19 protein-coding genes are annotated in these 15,199 nt (G+C 69.5%); 9 read left to right on the top strand and 10 right to left on the bottom strand.

Annotated elements, in window-relative coordinates; genetic code table 11:
- Positions 1 to 34 precede the first annotated feature (34 nt).
- The 5 genes from scpB to KB221_05460 all read right to left on the bottom strand — a co-directional run bounded on the left by scpB (position 35) and on the right by KB221_05460 (position 4,594).
- A complete protein-coding gene (gene scpB / locus KB221_05480; protein ID WIY70471.1) occupies positions 35 to 694 on the bottom strand; it encodes an SMC-Scp complex subunit ScpB in 660 nt (219 codons plus the stop codon).
- Complete coding sequence (locus KB221_05475) at positions 691 to 1,512, bottom strand: ScpA family protein (GenBank protein WIY70470.1); 822 nt, start codon at positions 1,510 to 1,512, stop codon at positions 691 to 693. The genes scpB and KB221_05475 overlap by 4 nt, the downstream gene beginning before the upstream one ends.
- On the bottom strand, positions 1,509 to 2,558 hold the full coding sequence (gene nagZ, locus KB221_05470) for a beta-N-acetylhexosaminidase (GenBank protein WIY70469.1): 1,050 nt from the start codon (positions 2,556 to 2,558) through the stop codon (positions 1,509 to 1,511). The genes KB221_05475 and nagZ overlap by 4 nt, the downstream gene beginning before the upstream one ends.
- A 7-nt stretch (positions 2,559 to 2,565) precedes the next feature.
- On the bottom strand, positions 2,566 to 3,309 hold the full coding sequence (locus KB221_05465) for an SPOR domain-containing protein (protein ID WIY70468.1): 744 nt from the start codon (positions 3,307 to 3,309) through the stop codon (positions 2,566 to 2,568).
- Positions 3,310 to 3,412: 103 nt separating this feature from the next.
- Positions 3,413 to 4,594 (bottom strand): deoxyguanosinetriphosphate triphosphohydrolase, encoded by a 1,182-nt coding sequence (locus KB221_05460; GenBank protein ID WIY70870.1) that lies wholly within the window; start codon positions 4,592 to 4,594, stop codon positions 3,413 to 3,415.
- 56 nt (positions 4,595 to 4,650) lie between these two features.
- Between KB221_05460 and erpA the strand changes: the two genes are divergently transcribed.
- From erpA to KB221_05440, 4 genes are all read left to right on the top strand, one after another.
- Positions 4,651 to 5,028, top strand: a complete 378-nt coding sequence (gene erpA / locus KB221_05455) for an iron-sulfur cluster insertion protein ErpA (GenBank protein ID WIY70467.1) — start codon at positions 4,651 to 4,653, stop codon at positions 5,026 to 5,028.
- Positions 5,029 to 5,098: 70 nt separating this feature from the next.
- The gene (locus KB221_05450) at positions 5,099 to 6,025 is read left to right on the top strand and encodes an alpha/beta fold hydrolase (protein ID WIY70466.1); all 927 of its coding nucleotides are present in this window, start codon (positions 5,099 to 5,101) and stop codon (positions 6,023 to 6,025) included.
- Between the two features lie 86 nt (positions 6,026 to 6,111).
- Positions 6,112 to 6,786, top strand: a complete 675-nt coding sequence (locus KB221_05445) for a hypothetical protein (protein ID WIY70465.1) — start codon at positions 6,112 to 6,114, stop codon at positions 6,784 to 6,786.
- Positions 6,787 to 6,839: 53 nt separating this feature from the next.
- Positions 6,840 to 7,652, top strand: coding sequence for a LytTR family DNA-binding domain-containing protein (locus KB221_05440; protein WIY70464.1), 813 nt, complete (start codon positions 6,840 to 6,842; stop codon positions 7,650 to 7,652).
- On the opposite strand, the gene KB221_05435 is transcribed toward KB221_05440, so the two are convergent.
- Both KB221_05435 and KB221_05430 read right to left on the bottom strand, forming a co-directional pair.
- Positions 7,610 to 8,944 carry a dihydroorotase gene (locus KB221_05435; GenBank protein WIY70463.1) on the bottom strand — a complete coding sequence of 445 codons (1,335 nt, stop codon included), beginning with the start codon at positions 8,942 to 8,944 and terminating at the stop codon, positions 7,610 to 7,612. The two genes, KB221_05440 and KB221_05435, sit on opposite strands and share 43 nt — an antisense overlap.
- Before the next feature lie 33 nt (positions 8,945 to 8,977).
- Positions 8,978 to 9,937 carry a glycosyltransferase family 9 protein gene (locus tag KB221_05430; GenBank protein WIY70462.1) on the bottom strand — a complete coding sequence of 320 codons (960 nt, stop codon included), beginning with the start codon at positions 9,935 to 9,937 and terminating at the stop codon, positions 8,978 to 8,980.
- 48 nt (positions 9,938 to 9,985) lie between these two features.
- Between KB221_05430 and KB221_05425 the strand changes: the two genes are divergently transcribed.
- Positions 9,986 to 10,819, top strand: a complete 834-nt coding sequence (locus KB221_05425) for a folate-binding protein YgfZ (GenBank protein WIY70461.1) — start codon at positions 9,986 to 9,988, stop codon at positions 10,817 to 10,819.
- Positions 10,820 to 10,825: 6 nt separating this feature from the next.
- On the opposite strand, the gene KB221_05420 is transcribed toward KB221_05425, so the two are convergent.
- A complete protein-coding gene (locus KB221_05420; protein WIY70460.1) occupies positions 10,826 to 11,239 on the bottom strand; it encodes a hypothetical protein in 414 nt (137 codons plus the stop codon).
- A gap of 144 nt (positions 11,240 to 11,383) precedes the next feature.
- On the opposite strand from KB221_05420, the gene KB221_05415 reads away from it, so the two are divergent.
- The 4 genes from KB221_05415 to KB221_05400 all read left to right on the top strand — a co-directional run bounded on the left by KB221_05415 (position 11,384) and on the right by KB221_05400 (position 13,845).
- The gene (locus KB221_05415; GenBank protein WIY70459.1) at positions 11,384 to 12,049 is read left to right on the top strand and encodes a cyclase family protein; all 666 of its coding nucleotides are present in this window, start codon (positions 11,384 to 11,386) and stop codon (positions 12,047 to 12,049) included.
- Between the two features lie 119 nt (positions 12,050 to 12,168).
- Complete coding sequence (locus KB221_05410; protein WIY70458.1) at positions 12,169 to 12,522, top strand: hypothetical protein; 354 nt, start codon at positions 12,169 to 12,171, stop codon at positions 12,520 to 12,522.
- A 79-nt stretch (positions 12,523 to 12,601) separates the two neighbouring features.
- Positions 12,602 to 13,192 (top strand): DNA-3-methyladenine glycosylase I, encoded by a 591-nt coding sequence (locus tag KB221_05405; protein ID WIY70457.1) that lies wholly within the window; start codon positions 12,602 to 12,604, stop codon positions 13,190 to 13,192.
- Between the two features lie 59 nt (positions 13,193 to 13,251).
- On the top strand, positions 13,252 to 13,845 hold the full coding sequence (locus KB221_05400) for a ribonuclease HII (protein ID WIY70456.1): 594 nt from the start codon (positions 13,252 to 13,254) through the stop codon (positions 13,843 to 13,845).
- On the opposite strand, the gene KB221_05395 is transcribed toward KB221_05400, so the two are convergent.
- Complete coding sequence (locus KB221_05395; GenBank protein ID WIY70455.1) at positions 13,842 to 14,087, bottom strand: hypothetical protein; 246 nt, start codon at positions 14,085 to 14,087, stop codon at positions 13,842 to 13,844. The two genes, KB221_05400 and KB221_05395, sit on opposite strands and share 4 nt — an antisense overlap.
- 54 nt (positions 14,088 to 14,141) lie before the next feature.
- A complete protein-coding gene (locus tag KB221_05390) occupies positions 14,142 to 15,182 on the bottom strand; it encodes a DNA adenine methylase (protein ID WIY70454.1) in 1,041 nt (346 codons plus the stop codon).
- Between the last annotated feature and the right edge of the window lie 17 nt (positions 15,183 to 15,199).

Here is a 15,199-nt window from a genome sequence, read left to right as displayed (position 1 = left end):
AAGGGTCGCGGCGGAATGCGACACCCTGACGTGGTTAGTCCTCAGCCACGAAATCCTGCGCGAACTCGGGGGAGTCCTCTTCGCCTGCCAGCAACGGCGCATCGTCTTCGTCCGAGGCGCGCGAAGGATCCGGCACCTCGAAGCCGACGGGGATCGACAGGTCCAGCAGGCCTGCGGCCTTCATCTCCTGCACGCCGGGCAGGTCGTACAGGTTGGACAGGCCGAAATGCTCCAGGAAGCGGTCGGCGGTGCCATAGGTGACCGGCCGTCCCGGCGTCCGCCGCCGCCCGCGCAGCCGCACGAACCCCATCTCCAGCAGCAAGTCCAGCGTCCCCTTGGACAGGGACACGCCGCGCACGCTCTCCACCTCGGCCCGGGTGCAGGGCTGGTGATAGGCGATGATGGCCAGGGTCTCGAGCGCCGCCTTCGACAGCCGGCGCGGCTCCTCGCGCTCCTCGGTCATCAGGAAGGACAGGTCGGGCGCGGTGCGGAACTGCCAGCGGTCGGCCACGCATTCCAGCTCGACGCCGCGGCCATGATAGCGCTCGCGCAGGGCCGATATGGCCCCGCCGACATCGGCCCCCTCGGGCAGGCGGCGCGCGATCTCGGCTGCCGAAAGCGGGCCCGCGGCCGCGAACAGCAGGGCCTCGACGCGGCGCTCGATCTCTCCGTGGTCGGGGGCGAACTGGATCACGGCACCAGCTCCAGCACCTGGCCCCGTCCGCGCCGCTTCAGATACAGGTCCGCGAAGGCCTCGGCCTGTTTCACATCCATCGCCCCCTCCTTCACCAGCTCCAGACTGGCGGACAGGGTCGAGGCGGTAAAGCTGGCCTGGGTCGGGCCATCCTCGCCCCGTCGGGCCGGGGCCACCTGCTCCAGCGGCGTCCACTGCTCAAGCCGGGGCAGGACGTCACGCAGCCAGTCGCGCGCCGCCTCGAGCCCGAAGGCCTCGATCCGCTGGCCGGGATTGTAGTGGCGCTGCTCCTCGCGCCGGCGCTGGGTCACATAGGCGGCCATCAGTTCGTACAGGCTGGCGTCGACGCGATCGGAGGGCACGATCACCGTCGCCTGCGGGTCGCCGCGGGCAAAGACGTCGCGCTTCAGCTGCGGCCGGGCCGTGATCGCCTCCACCGCCTTGCGCATCGCCTCCAGCTTCTGCAGCCGGAAGGCCAGGGCCGCGGCCATCTCCTCGGCCGGGATCTCGTCGCCCTTGCCCTTTTCGGTGCGTGGCAACAGCAGACGCGACTTCAGATAGGCCAGCCAGGACGCCATCACGAGATAGTCGGCCGCCAGCGAGAAATTCCTGCGCCGTGCCTCGTGCACGAAGGCCAGATACTGTTCCGCCAGCCTGGTGATCGACAGCTTCAGCAGATCGACCTTCTGCGTCCGCGCCAGCGCCAACAGCACATGCAGCGGCCCTTCATAGCCGTCGAGATCGACGACGAAGGCCTCGCGCTCATCCACCTGTTCGGCGGCGGTGAAGTCCAGATTGGGCTGGAAGGCGTCGGTCATGCCTGCGCCTCCCCCACGTCCGGCCCCCGCGCCGCATCGAGCTTTCCGGCCATCAGGGCGTCGAACCTCAGGCGGGCCTCGAACGGATCCAGTGGTTCGGCCGTGTGGACGATCCGGGCCATGGCCGCCGCCGCCCGCTTCGCCGCCCCGCCCTTCAGCCGGCCGGTTCCTTCGGCCACCTGACGCATCTCGTCGAGGTCGCCATTGCAGTGCAGGACCACATCGCAACCCGCCTTCAGCGAAGCCTCGGCCCGGTCGCGCAAGCTGCCCGACAGCGCCTTCATCGACAGGTCGTCCGTCATGATCAGACCGCCGAAGCCGAGATGCGCCCGCATCAGCTTCACGGCCTTCTTTGAGGTCGTGGCCGGCCGCTTCGGGTCAATGGCGTCGAACACGACATGGGCCGTCATGGCCAGCGGCATATCCGACAGCGCCTTGAAGGGCGCGAAATCCCAGCCGTCCAGGGCCGCGAAATCCGCATGCACCACCGGCAGGTCATGGTGGCTGTCGGCGAAGGCCCGGCCATGTCCCGGCATGTGTTTGATCACCGGCAGGACGCCCCCGGCCAGCATCCCCTCCGCCGCCGCCCGCCCCAGCTGGGCCACGGTCGCCGGGTCATGGGCATAGGCCCGGTCGCCGATGATGTCGTGGGCGCCCGGCACCGGAACATCCAGCACCGGCAGGCAATCAACATTGATCCCAACCGCCTTCAGGTCATGCGCCATCAGCCGCGCGCCGAGACGGACCAGCTCGCGGGCCGTCAGCACGTCGTTGGTCGCCTTAAGATAGGCCTCGCCGGGCGGATATTTCGGCCAGTGCGGCGGTCCCATCCGCTGCACCCGGCCGCCCTCCTGGTCGATCAGGACGGGGGCTTCCGCGTCGCCGATACTGTCCCGCAGTTCAGCGGTCAGGGACCGCACCTGCTCCGGACTGTCGATGTTGCGGCGGAACAGGATGAACCCCCACGGCCGCGCCTCGGCGAAGAAGGCGCGTTCCGCCTCCGTCAGCCGATGGCCGCTACAGCCGTAGATCGCCGCCGTGGTCACCGATCGGTCAGCGCACGAAACAGTCACCGCCGGCGGCCTTGATCGCGTTGCACAGGCCGGTCGCCTGGTCGCGGCTCAGGCCGGTGACGGTGGTGCGATAGACGGTCGAACCGTTCGAGGCGGTCACCTCCTGCACCCGCTTTTCAGCGCCGGCGGTGAACTGCGGATAGCGGCCGACCATCGCAGCGAACTCGCGGTCCGCCAGACTGGGGGTCGAGAAGGCACCGATCTGGACGCCAGAGGTTCCGCCGACGGTGGCGGGCGCGCGGGGCTCGCTCTTGGCCGGCGGCGGCGTCACGGGCGTCGGACGCGGCGCGACCGGCGCGGTCGTTCCGGCCGGAAGCGGCGCGGGCCGCGGCTGGGCCGTCTCCGGCGGCGGGGTGAAGGTCGGGGCGGCGGTGGGGGCCTCGGCCGCATCATAGACGTCGATGCCGGCTTCCGGATCGACCGGCTGGGCCTCCAGGGGCGCGTCGGCCTTCATGACCACGACCGGCGTGCCGACAGCCGGCGGCGCGTCGTTCGAGGAGCGCGGCCCGGCGCGGTAGTAGACCACCACCGCGATGATCAGGACCAGCAGCACCACACCCGAGATGATCAGCGTCATCGGCGGTGCCTTGGCTCCGGCACCTCCGCCACCGGCCCGGCGCGGATCATAGCCGCCGCGGTTGAACGGCAGGTCGTCGTCGGTCGGCGGCGTATAGGCGCCCCGGTCGCGGCCCTGGTTCGGACGATAGGGATCTTCGTTGGACATGGCCGCGCCTCATGGATCCACGCGAATCGGCGCGCGGAACGGTCACTGTATCCCGGTCCGAGTCCTTTTTCAGGCCGGGACAAGCGGGAACGGCTGCAATCCCCTACAAATCCAGCGCCAGATCGAGGCTGAACAGCTTCCTGTGTTCTTCGATCGCATACCGGTCGGTCATGCCGGCGATGTAGTCGCACACCGCCCGCGCCCGTTTGGCCTCGTCCGCCACATCGGCCCGCCCCGACCATTCGGGCGGCAGGGTGCCCGGATCGGCCATGAACAGCTGGAACATCTCCGCGAGGATGCGCCGCGCCTGGCTGCGGGTGCGGTTGACGCGATAGTGGCGGTACATCCGCTCGAACAGGAATTTCCGCAGCACGCCCAGATCGGCCAGCATGCCCGGCGAAAACGCCACCAGCATCCGGTCGGCGGTCCGCACCGCCTCGGTCGAGCGGATACCGGCCGCCTCGATCCGCGCTTCGGTCTCGGCCAGTACGTCCTCGACCATGGCCCCGATCATGCGCCGCACCGCCTCGATGCGGATCATCCGGTCGTCGATGTGCGGCCAGTCCCTGCGCACCCCGTGCAGCACCGGCCCGATCAGCGGCACATCGGCCAGGTCATCCAGGGTGAACAGGCCGGCCTGCACCCCGTCGTCGACGTCGTGATTGTTGTAGGCGATGTCGTCCGCGATCGCCGCCGCCTGCGCCTCCAGCGAGGCGAAGGTCCCCAGCCGCAGGTCCCAGCCCGGCGCATAGTCCGCGATCGCCTTCCAGGCCGGCTCGTCCAGACGGTGCGACACCGGCCCGTTGTGCTTGACCACCCCCTCGACGGTCTCCCAGCTCAGGTTCAGCCCGTCGAAGCCCGGATAACGCTCCTCCAGCTTGGTCACGACGCGGAAGGTCTGGACGTTGTGGTCGAACCCGCCCCACGGCTCCATCTGCGCCTGCAGTTCGTCCTCGCCTGCGTGGCCGAACGGGGGATGGCCGAGGTCGTGCGCCAGCGCCACCGTCTCGGCCAGGTCGCTGTCCAGCCGCAGGGCGTGGGCCAGGGACCGCGCGATCTGCGCCACCTCCAGCGAATGGGTCAGGCGGGTGCGGTAGTGGTCGCCCTCATGCGCCACGAAGACCTGGGTCTTCTCCTTCAGCCGGCGGAAGGCCGTGGCGTGGATGATCCGGTCGCGGTCGCGGGCATAGGCATTGCGCGTCCGGCTGATCGGCTCGGGCGTCAGCCGGCCGCGGCTGTGTTCGGGATATTCGGCATAGGGCGCGCGTTCGGGGATCAAGGTCAGCCGCTCTTTCGGGTCCGGGCCTTTGCGATCGGCCCTGAACGCCTCATATACCCCCCGTGAGCACCGTCCAATCCGAACCCCTGTTCCAGATTTCGCCGGCCGGCGGCGGTCACGGCCTGTCGCTGTCCGACAGCGCCGCCCGACGGCTGGCCGAGCTGGGCGCGGCCGAGGGCCATCCGGTCCTGCTCCGCGTCGCCGTCGACGGCGGCGGCTGCTCGGGCTTCCAGTACCGGTTTGAACTGGTCGAGGCCGCTGAGGCCGACGACATCCGCATCGCGACCGCCGGCCAGGCCGCCGTGGTCGACCCCGTCTCCCTGCCCTTCCTCAAGGGCTCGGAGATCGCCTTCGTCGACGATCTGGCGGGCGCCCAGTTCGTGGTGCGGAATCCGAACGCGGCAAGCAGCTGCGGCTGCGGGGTGAGTTTCTCGATCTGAGAGTGCGATTGCCAGGCGGCGGCTTCGCCGACCGCCGCCATTTCTGATTCCGCCCGCCCGGAGACCCGCCATGCTCAGCCTCCTCCTCGCCGCCGCCCTGATGGACCCGACCGCCACGCCGGTGGTTCTGCCGTCCGAACCCGCGCCCCTGCACGCGACCCTGCTGACGCCCGAGGGCCCGACCCGCGCCGTCGCCGTCATCCTGCCTGGCTCGGGGCCGACCGATCGCGACGGCAACAGCCCCGGCGGCCTCGTCGCCTCGACCTATCGCCTGCTGGCCGAAGGTCTGGCCGAACAGGGCGTGGCCACCGTCCGGATCGACAAGCGCGGGGTCGGCCAGAGCGGTCCGGCGATGATCGCCGAGCAGGACCTGACCTTCCAGACCTATATCGCCGACGCCCGCGCCTGGGCCGCCGAGGCGGCCCGCGTGACCGGCCAGCCCTGCGTCTGGCTGATCGGTCACAGCGAGGGTTCGCAGATCGCGCTGGCGGCGGCGCAGGACGGCAACCCCTCGGTCTGCGGACTGGTGCTTCTGGCCGGGGCCGGTCGTCCCGCCGGGGTGATCCTGCGCGACCAGTTCCGCGCCGGCCTGCCCGAGGCCCTGCTGGCCCCGGCCTTCGCGGCCCTCGACGAGCTGGAGGCCGGGCGCACGGTCACCGACGCGCCGCCGGCACTCGCGGCCCTCTTCCGCCCCTCGGTCCAGCCCTATCTGATCTCGTGGATCGGTCTGGATCCGACGGACCTGATCCGGGTCTATGAGGGCCCGGTCATGATCGGTCAGGGCTCAACCGACATCCAGGTGACAACCACCGACTCCGACGCCCTGTCAGCGGCCCGGCCGACGGCGCATCTGGTGGTCTGGGAGGGCGTCAATCATGTGCTGAAGGTCGCCCCCGCCGACCGCGCCGGCAACATCGCCACCTATGGCAATCAGAGCCTGCCGCTGGCACCGGGCGTGGTCGACGACGTGGCCGGGTTTATCCTGCGGGCTCGTTGAGGGGCTCTCGCCGCGTTTCATCCCTGACTGCCGTTACTGGTCCCATGGCGCTGGATTGAACGCCATCGGGCCGACAGCACCCGGTCATGACCTCGCTGTTTGCCCCAGCCCTGTTGCTGCACATCACCCTGGGCCTCGCCGCCTGTGTCGTCGGCCTGGCCCCGATCTTCACCCGCAAGGGCTCGCGCCGGCACCGGCTTTGGGGACGGCTGTTCGTCGGCCTGATGGCGGCGCTCCTCGCCTGCGCCTGGCTGATGACGGCCCTGCATTTCAGCCCCTATTTTCTCGCCCTGTCGGCCACCGCCACCATGACCCTGTTCTCCGGCGTCCGGGTGCTGGGGCGCAAACGGCCGGACCTCCGCCGCGAGGACCGGGCCAGGCCCCTCGACTGGATCGTGACCCTCGGCGTGGTCGGCATCGGTGTCTGGGTTCTGGTCCTTGTGCTGACGGGCCGGACCGGTGATCTCGCCGCTGTGTCTTCTGCCCTCGCCTTTGGTGCCCTGGCCTATGGCGGCTGGGACCTGTGGCGGTTCGCCCGGCCGACGGACTGGCCCTTCTCGCCCAACCTGTGGAACTATGAGCATCTGACCAAGATGCTGGGGGCCTATGGCGCGGCGCTCTCGGCCTTTTCCGGCAATTTCCTGACCTTCCTGCCCACCCCATGGAGCCAGCTCTGGCCGACCGTCCTGTTCCAGACCCTGACCATGATCTGGATCGCAGTCCTCATCATACGGCGTCGTCGCGCGCCGGCAGTCACCTGAGCCGGATCACCAACGCCGGGTGGGTCTGGCTCTTCACGGCCTACAGCTACGCCATGACCACGGCCTGCGCCGCCTGGTTCGCACGGCAGGCGGTCGCGGCGAAGGGAGGCCGGCTCGATGTCGCGACGTCCCTGCTCTGGCAGGGAGCCGCCTACGCTGTCTGGCTGCCGGTCGCGGGGGTGGTCTGGGTGCTGATCCGGCGTGTTGGTGCCGGCCGCTGGGCGCTGGCGGCGCTGCCGGTCGCAGGGCTGGCGATCGTGCCCCTCACAGCGTTTGGCGCGGTGGCCGTGGACCTGGCCTTCGGCATGGGAAGCGCGACGGAAACATCCGCCCGGATGCTGGCCCGAATGCCGGTGTCCATCCTGCTCTACACCGCCATCTGCGCGGTCGGGGCGGCGGCGGCGCACCACAGCCGGGCGGTGGAGGCGGAGGCCCGCGCGCGAGCGCTTGAAGGCGCGCTGGTGATTGCCCGGCAGGCCATGTCCGGATCCCCCAGCCCGCCCGAGCGGCTGATGGTGATGACCGGCAACCGTCGCGCCGCCGTGCTGCTGGATGAGGTCGAATGGTTCGCCGCCGCGGGCAACTATGTCGTCGTCCACTGGGCCGACCGCGAGGGCCTGATCCGCGAAACCCTGAAGGCCCTGGAGACCCGCCTGGACGGCCGGGTCTTCGCCCGCAGCCACCGGGCGACCCTGGTCAATCTGGCGCGTGTCCGCGAGACCCGGTCACTGTCGGACGGTTCATGGAAGCTGACCATGGCCAGCGGAGCCGAACTGGTCGCAAGTCGCACCTATCGCGACGCGGTGCTCGCGCGGCTCGGCCGTCAGGACAGCAGTGTCTCCTGGAACCGCACCGGCCGCCCGTGAGCTCTGCCGGCCAACTCCCCGTCCTTCATCACCACACGGCCGCGCACGATCGTCGCCACGGCCTTGCCGATGGCCTCGAAGCCGTCGAACGGCGTCCAGCCGCAGCGGCTGGCCATGTCGGCGTGGCTGAGGACGTGTTTCGCCTTCAGATCAACGATCGTCAGGTCGGCGTCGTAGCCCTCCGCCATCCGGCCCTTGCCTGCGATGCCGAACACCCGGTTGGCGCCGTGCGAGGTCAGGTCGATGAACCGGTCGAGGCTGAGCCGCCCGTGGGCGACATGCGTCAGCATCACCGGCACCAGCGTCTGCACACCCGGCATGCCTGACGGCGACGCCGGATAGGGCTTTGCCTTTTCCTCGATGGTGTGGGGCGCGTGGTCCGAGCCCAGCACGTCGAACACCCCGTGCTCAATCCCGGTCCACAGCCCGGCGATATGGGCGGCATTGCGGATCGGCGGGTTCATCTGGGCGTAGCCCTTGAGCCGCTCATAGGCCTCGTCCCCATCCAGCGTCAGGTGCTGCGGCGTCACCTCGGCGGTGGCCACGTCCTTGTGATCGGCGAGGAAGCGCACCTCCTCCGCCGTCGAAACGTGCAGCACATGGATCCGCGCCCCGACTTCGCGCGCCAGGGCCACCAGCCGCCGCGTCGAGCGGATCGCGCTCTCGGCGTCGCGGACCTCGGGATGGCTGGTCCAGTCGCCCGGCCGGGCCAGCGGGCGGCGCTCGACCAGCCGGTATTCGTCCTCGGAGTGGAAGGTCGCCCGCCGCTTCACGTGGCGCAGCACCTCGCGCACCCCGTCGTCGTCGGCGACCAGCAGGGTGCCGGTCGAGGCCCCCATGAACACCTTGACCCCGCAGCAGCCCGGCAGCCGCTCAAGCTCGGCCAGGTATTTGGCATTGCCGTGGGTACCGCCGATGTAAAAGGCGTGGTCCGTCCACATCCGGTCCCGTGCCCGGTCCAGCTTGTCGGCCAGGGTGGCCGGATCGGTCGTATTGGGCTCGGTGTTCGGCATTTCGAACACCGCCGTGACCCCGCCCAGCGCCGCCGCGCGGCTGCCGCTCTCGAGATCTTCCTTCCACTCGAGGCCCGGCTCGCGGAAATGGACCTGGGTATCGATGACGCCGGGCAGGACGGTCAGGCCCTTCGCGTCCAGGGTCTCGCCGGCGCTCGCCTGCGACAGGTCGCCGACAAAGGCGATCCGCCCGTCACGCACGCCGACATCGGCCATGCCGCGCCCCGCGTGATTGGCCACTTCGCCGCCGCGGACGATCAGGTCGTATGTCTGGGTCATGCCCCGTCCCTTAGCCCCGCGCGGCGCAACGAGCTAGACCGCACCCCCTGCGGCCAAAAGCTTCCTTGCGGCCACCAGAACCCGGTCGGCAGGAAGGTCATTCATGTGCTGGATGGCCTGGTTGAGATTGGGGTCGATCTTGCGGAACTCATCCACCGAGCGCGGCCCCCGCACCGCGACCCCGCCCCAGGGCCCATGTTCGGCCTCGTCCGACGGCCCGAAGGCCGCCACCACCGGCACGCCGGCGGCCACAGCCAGGTCGGTCCAGATCGTGTCCGCACCGACATAGAGCGCCGCCCGGCCGATGGCCGCGACCGTCTCCAGTGGGCCCAGCCGGCCCTGCAGTTCCGTCACCCGGTTGCGCGGCAGCGACAGGCGGATGACATGGGCCGTGTCGCGGGCGTTCTCGTCGCCGACCACGATGACGCGGCCGCCTTCCAGCGGCCCGCCGTCGCCGACCAGCGCCACCGCCACCTTGGCGTAGCGTTCGGACGGCCAGACCTTGCCCATCCAGTCCGCGCCCGGACCGATCGCCAGCAGCGGAACGTCCTCAGCCGGGATCAGGGCGTCCGCGGCCGCCCGGGTCGCCTCCGAGACGAACAGTTTCGGAGCGGGGACCTCCTCCAGCTGCAGCACCCGTGCGGCCTGTTCGACCGCATGGACGCCGGCCTCCCAGGCACCCCGCACGGCGCGCTTCTGCCGCTTCAGCTTGCTGGACAGGGTGGTGCCGCGCATGTCGACGACCAGCCCCCATTTGGTCTCGCGCACCTTGTTCCACAGCCCGATCCAGTCCAGCCGGCTGTCGCGCTCCAGAACGATCAGCCGGTCCAGCCGCGGCGTATCTGCGAACAGCGGCGCGCTCTTCGGCGATCCAACCACGGTGAACCGCGCCTGGGGCATGGCCTCGACCATGTACGCAAGCACGCCCGACGACAGGATCGCGTCGCTCGCGTCCGCCTCGGCGATGTAAAGGATGGGGAACCGTCCCGTCATGGATGCACCGTATACGGATTCTCTCGGCACAGCAGGCGACATGCAGGCATGGTCCACAGCCGCGACGCACCCTATCTGGAGACCATGACAACCCGCATCGCCCGCCTCGACAGCCGCGCCCTGATCCGGGTCTCGGGCCCCGACGCCCGTCCCTTCCTGCACAATCTGCTGACCCAGGACGTCGAGACCCTGGCACCGGGCGAGCTGCGCTTCGGGGCGCTGCTATCGCCGCCGGGCCGGCTACTGTTCGACCTGTTCCTGTGGGGTGAGGCCGAGGCCGTCGTGCTCGACGTCGCCACCGACCGTCGTGACGCCCTGCTGCAGCGGCTGGCGATGTACAAACTCCGGGCCCTGGTCACGGTCGAGGCGGACGAGCGGCCGGTACTGGCGGCCTGGGGCGGCGATCTGCCGGAGGGATTCATGGCGGACCCCCGCGCGCCCGGCCTCGGCGGACGCAGCGCCGCAGGGGCACCGGCGACCAATGCGAGCGAGGACGGTTACAACGCCCACCGCCTCTCATGCGGCGTGCCCGACCCCGCCGCCGACGCCCCGTCCGACAGAACCTATCCGATCGAAGCCAATTTCGACCTGCTGAACGGCATCGACTTCCAGAAGGGCTGCTACGTCGGCCAGGAGACCACCTCGCGCATGAAGAGGCGGGGAACCATCAAGACCCGCATGCTTCCGGTCGCCTTCGACGGCCCTCCGCCCCCGTTCGGTGCCGAGTTACTGAACGGAGAACTGCGGGCCGGCGAGGTGCTCAGCGGCCGCGACGGTTCCGCCATGGCCCTGCTGCGGCTGGACCGGCTGGAGGGCGTGCTGACGGTCGAGGGGCGCGACGTGACGGTGCGCAGACCGGCGTGGATGGGAACCTCGGCCTGACCCGCTTTACTCGGGATCAGACGCTGTGCTCGGCGGCGTCGTAACCTCGCCCCCGTGGACCTGCGGCGGCTCCACGGTGACCTCGGAGGGCTGCACCACGATCTCGGGCGGCACCAGATAGATCATCAGGCCGCCGACGCTGACCGGTGGCCCCTCGACCTGGATCGGCGGTCCCTGGACATGTAGCCCGGGCCCCGCAGGCCCCGGTGCCCAGGTCGTGCGACAGGCTGGACGACGGGCGTAGGCCGCGCGGCCCAGCGGCAATCTGGGATTGATATAGGGCGCGTCCGGGCGGATTTCGCAGGCTCCGACCGGCGCATGCACCGGCGGCGATCGATACGCCGCCACGGGCGAAAACTGCGCCGCCGCCGGCGAGACGGGCAGCAACAGGCCAGCCAGACAGAACAGCACTGACTTCATCGCCGCGTCTCCCCCTGGACGGCGGCGGAAGAACCGGCCACCGACAACATCGTTACCGCGATTGTGGCAAGGAGGTCCAACCCGCGGTTCTGATCCCGCCGAGGCGTGGACGACAAAGCCGTCGGGAGCGATCAGAATGGGGGCATGCCCGACTCGCAACGCCGCCTGATCGACCTCAGCCACACCATCGAAGCGGGCATGATCACCTACAAGGGTCTGCCCGCGCCTCTGGTCTGCGACCACCTGAGCCACGAGGCCTCGCGCGCCAACTATGAGCCGGGGACCGAATTCCAGATCGGGCGGATCGAGATGGTCGGCAATACCGGCACCTATCTGGACACCCCGTTCCACCGTTACGCCGACGGCGAGGACCTGAGCGACGTCGGTCTGGAGCGTATCGCCGCCCTGCCCGGCCTTGTGGTTCGCGTTCCTGAGCTGCAGGCGATAGACGCCGACCGGTTCATCGGCCTCGATGTGCGCGGCAAGGCCGTGCTGGTCCATACCGGCTGGGCCCGCCACTGGCGGACGGATGCCTATTTCGAGGACCATCCCTTCCTGACAGAGGCCGCCGCCGCCTTGCTGGTCGAGGCGGGCGCGGCGCTCGTAGGGATCGACTCTCACAATATCGACGACACCCGCACGCGCGCGCGGCCGGCGCACACCCGGCTGCTCGGTGCCGGCATACCGATCTGCGAGCATATGCGCGGGCTGGAACTGCTGCCGGACAGCGGCTTCCGCTTCACCGCGGCACCGCCGAAAGTGAAGGCTTTCGGGACGTTTCCGGTCCGGGCGTTCGCCGAAGTCGCCTGACGGGAGTCCGGCCGGGCTTCATCACCCGCTGAATTATTGCGCCACCTTCTCGACGCGGTTCGCCCATCAGTGATACGCCGGATGGGCGCAGGGGGCGCGTCCCTCAAAGGATCCGTAAAATGTTCAAGGCTTTCGCACGCCGCGCCGTACTGGCGGCCGCCATCTCCGCCGTCGCCTTCGGAACGATGGGCTTCCAGTCCAACGACGGTCAGGACCGTCGCGTCACCATCATCAACGCCACCGGCGTCACCATGACCCATTTCTACGCCTCGAACTCGGGCGAAGCCGACTGGCAGGAAGACATTCTCGGCCAGGACGTGCTGCCGTCCGGCGCCCGGGTCCGGATCAATATCGACGACGGCACCGGTGCCTGCATCTATGACTTCAAGGCCCGTTTTTCGGATGGCGACGAACTCATCCGCTACCGCATCAACGTCTGCCAGATCACCGAGTACCGCTACACCGCCGGCTGATCCTGCTGTCGGCTGAAGATCAGGGCCGCGTCCTCCCGGACGCGGCCCTTTTTTGCGCCTGATCCGCTACCCTGCGCCCATGGCCGACTCACTCCACCGCTGCGCCTGGTGCGGGACCGATCCGCTCTATGTCGCCTATCATGACGAGGAATGGGGCGTGCCCGAGTACGACGCCCGCGCCCTGTGGGAGAAGCTGGTACTGGACGGCTTCCAGGCCGGTCTGGCCTGGATCACCATCCTGCGGAAGCGCGAGGGTATGCGCGACGCCTTCGACGGCTTCGACCCGGAGGTCATCGCCGCCTATGGCGACGCCGACATCGAGCGGCTGCTCGGCGACGCCCGCATCATCCGCTCGCGCGCCAAGATCAACAGCGCCATCAAGGGGGCGCGGATCTGGCTGGAGATGCGCGACCAGGCCGCTCTTGGGGGCGAGGACTTCAGCGCCTGGCTCTGGTCCTTCGTCGGCGGCGCGCCGCTCCAGCACGAAGGCGGCCCCCGCCCGACGCAGACGCCGGAGTCCGAGGCCATGGCCCGGGCCCTGAAACAGCGCGGCTTCACCTTCTGCGGGCCGGTGATCGTCTATGCCTTCATGCAGGCCGTCGGCATGGTCAACGACCATGATCTGGACTGCCTGCGCCATGCACAGACGCGCGCGATGGCCAGACGGTGACCCCCCCGTCGAAAGCCCGGGATGGTGCCCGTCCACGCCGGGCCGGTCCCACCCTGACGTTGGAACGGGCGCTCATCGACAGCAGCGGCGGCCCGGTCTGCGGCGTGGACGAGGCGGGCCGCGGTCCCTGGGCGGGGCCGGTCTCGGCGGGAGCGGTGATCCTCAATCCCGATGACCTGCCCGCCGGCATTGACGACTCCAAGGCCCTGACCCATGCCCGGCGCGAGGCACTCGAGATCGAGATCAAGGCCCGCGCCCTCGCCTGGGGCGTCGGCTTCGCCTCGGTGGAAGAGATCGACCAGCTCAACATCCTGCACGCCACCGGTCTGGCCATGTATCGCGCGGTCGAGGCGCTGGCGATCCCGCCCGCCGCGGCCCTCGTCGACGGCAACTACCGCTTCAAACTGCCGTGCGCGATCCAGACGGTGGTCAAGGGCGACAGCCTCTCCCTGTCGATCGCCGCAGCCTCGATCCTTGCCAAGACGGCACGGGACCGGCTGATGGTCGAACTGGACACCGAATATCCCGGCTACGGCTTCGCTGGCCACAAGGGCTACAACGCCCCGATCCATTCCGCCGCCCTGAAAGCGCTCGGCCCCTGCCCGGCGCACCGCCGCAGCTGGGCCCCGATCCGGGCCTTGCTCGAGAGCTAGACGGCCAGCATCCCGCCGACCAGCGCGCCCATCAGCGCCGCGACCACGCCGCCGGCGACCACCATCGCCCAGCCAGGCACACTGGCGATCGTTTCCTTCAACGTCGGCTCCGCGACCTCGGGATCATTGGCCACCCGCGTATCGAACCGCGCCGCCGACGGCGGACGCCAGGCGACGGCTTCGAACGCATCGGCGGCGCGGCCGTAGACGCGGACGCCTTCAAGGCGACGGGCGGGGGTCATGGGCGGCATTTCCATCCCCGCAGAACGGCGATGTCAAACGCATGTTCCGCCTGTCTAGGCCGCATCCGCCAGCGTGACCGGCCGCGCGCTGACCACGAACAGATATTCGACGTTCCTCAGCCGTCCGACCGCCCCGACTTTTTCGCCCTTCGGATTGTGGATGCCGATGCGGGCGCCGACGTAGCGCGGGCGGGCGATCTCGATCACCTGAACCTCGCCCCGGCCTGACAGCATGCCGACCAGCTGGTCGCGGCCCAGATAGCCCTCGTCGTTAAACGAGACGATCAGGTTCGGGGCCTTCAGCCCCTCGATCACCGCCTGCAGCGCCGGGGCGATGCCGGGCTTGCTGTTGAAGGCACTCTTGCGGGTCCGGACGTCGATCCGCTTGTTGGCGATCCCGTAGGTCTCGGGCTTGTCCCACAGCACCAGACTCTCCCAGCAGTGATAGTTGCCGAGGTAGGAATGCTGGTTATACGGCGGGTCCAGATAGACGAGGTCGGCCTCGACCTCGGGGGCCAGTTCGACCGCGTCCCGGCGGGTCGCCTGGCACGGACCGTCCGCCACGCCGGGCAGGATGTCGGGCATCCGCAGCTCGAGCGGCTTCAGCGCCCGTGCCGCCCATGACTTCATATAGGCCATCTGCAGACCGGCCGTGGAATCCACCCGGTCGGCGGCCTCCATCAGGCTGACCAGGGCGATCGCCTCCAGCTCGGGCTCCAGCCCCATGACGGCGATCCGGTCGCGCATGGCGTCGATGACGGCCCCGTTCTCCGGCGTGAAATAGCGGGCGTCCTCGCAGAAGGTTTTGGTGAACCAGCCGGGTACGGGCGTCACCGCCCGCAGTTCGGCCAGCACCGCCTCGGCCCGGTCCAGCCAGCGCTCCCGATCCGCCTGCACATAGGCCGTGGCCAGGGTGTGGGCATAGGCATTGTGGTCGTTCGACCAGACCCGGAAACCGGCGCCCTTCAGCGCATGGCCGACGCGCGCGCTGCCGGAGAACAGATCACAGACCGTCCCGCCGTCCGGCAGCTGGCCGCGGATCGCGGACGCGATCTGGGTCAGCAAGGCGCGTTTCGAGCCGATGTATTTGATCATGCCGACCGGGAGGGATC

The sequence above is a fragment of the Aquidulcibacter paucihalophilus genome, from assembly GCA_030285985.1.
Classification (GTDB): Bacteria; Pseudomonadota; Alphaproteobacteria; order Caulobacterales; family Caulobacteraceae; genus Brevundimonas.
Note: the sequence above shows the minus strand (reverse complement) of the source record. Positions and strands in the feature narration are given on the sequence as shown.

What these genes read in the sequence shown, in the direction of transcription:
- KB221_05475 (WIY70470.1), bottom strand. Translation starts at nt 1,512, where the DNA reads ATGACCGACGCCTTCCAGCCCAATCTGGACTTCACCGCCGCCGAACAG.
- KB221_05465 (WIY70468.1), bottom strand. Translation starts at nt 3,309, where the DNA reads ATGTCCAACGAAGATCCCTATCGTCCGAACCAGGGCCGCGACCGGGGC.
- KB221_05450 (WIY70466.1), top strand. Translation starts at nt 5,099, where the DNA reads ATGCTCAGCCTCCTCCTCGCCGCCGCCCTGATGGACCCGACCGCCACG.
- KB221_05445 (WIY70465.1), top strand. Translation starts at nt 6,112, where the DNA reads ATGACCTCGCTGTTTGCCCCAGCCCTGTTGCTGCACATCACCCTGGGC.
- KB221_05440 (WIY70464.1), top strand. Translation starts at nt 6,840, where the DNA reads ATGACCACGGCCTGCGCCGCCTGGTTCGCACGGCAGGCGGTCGCGGCG.
- KB221_05435 (WIY70463.1), bottom strand. Translation starts at nt 8,944, where the DNA reads ATGACCCAGACATACGACCTGATCGTCCGCGGCGGCGAAGTGGCCAAT.
- KB221_05430 (WIY70462.1), bottom strand. Translation starts at nt 9,937, where the DNA reads ATGACGGGACGGTTCCCCATCCTTTACATCGCCGAGGCGGACGCGAGC.
- KB221_05425 (WIY70461.1), top strand. Translation starts at nt 9,986, where the DNA reads ATGGTCCACAGCCGCGACGCACCCTATCTGGAGACCATGACAACCCGC.
- KB221_05420 (WIY70460.1), bottom strand. Translation starts at nt 11,239, where the DNA reads ATGAAGTCAGTGCTGTTCTGTCTGGCTGGCCTGTTGCTGCCCGTCTCG.
- KB221_05415 (WIY70459.1), top strand. Translation starts at nt 11,384, where the DNA reads ATGCCCGACTCGCAACGCCGCCTGATCGACCTCAGCCACACCATCGAA.
- KB221_05410 (WIY70458.1), top strand. Translation starts at nt 12,169, where the DNA reads ATGTTCAAGGCTTTCGCACGCCGCGCCGTACTGGCGGCCGCCATCTCC.
- KB221_05405 (WIY70457.1), top strand. Translation starts at nt 12,602, where the DNA reads ATGGCCGACTCACTCCACCGCTGCGCCTGGTGCGGGACCGATCCGCTC.
- KB221_05395 (WIY70455.1), bottom strand. Translation starts at nt 14,087, where the DNA reads ATGACCCCCGCCCGTCGCCTTGAAGGCGTCCGCGTCTACGGCCGCGCC.
- KB221_05390 (WIY70454.1), bottom strand. Translation starts at nt 15,182, where the DNA reads ATGATCAAATACATCGGCTCGAAACGCGCCTTGCTGACCCAGATCGCG.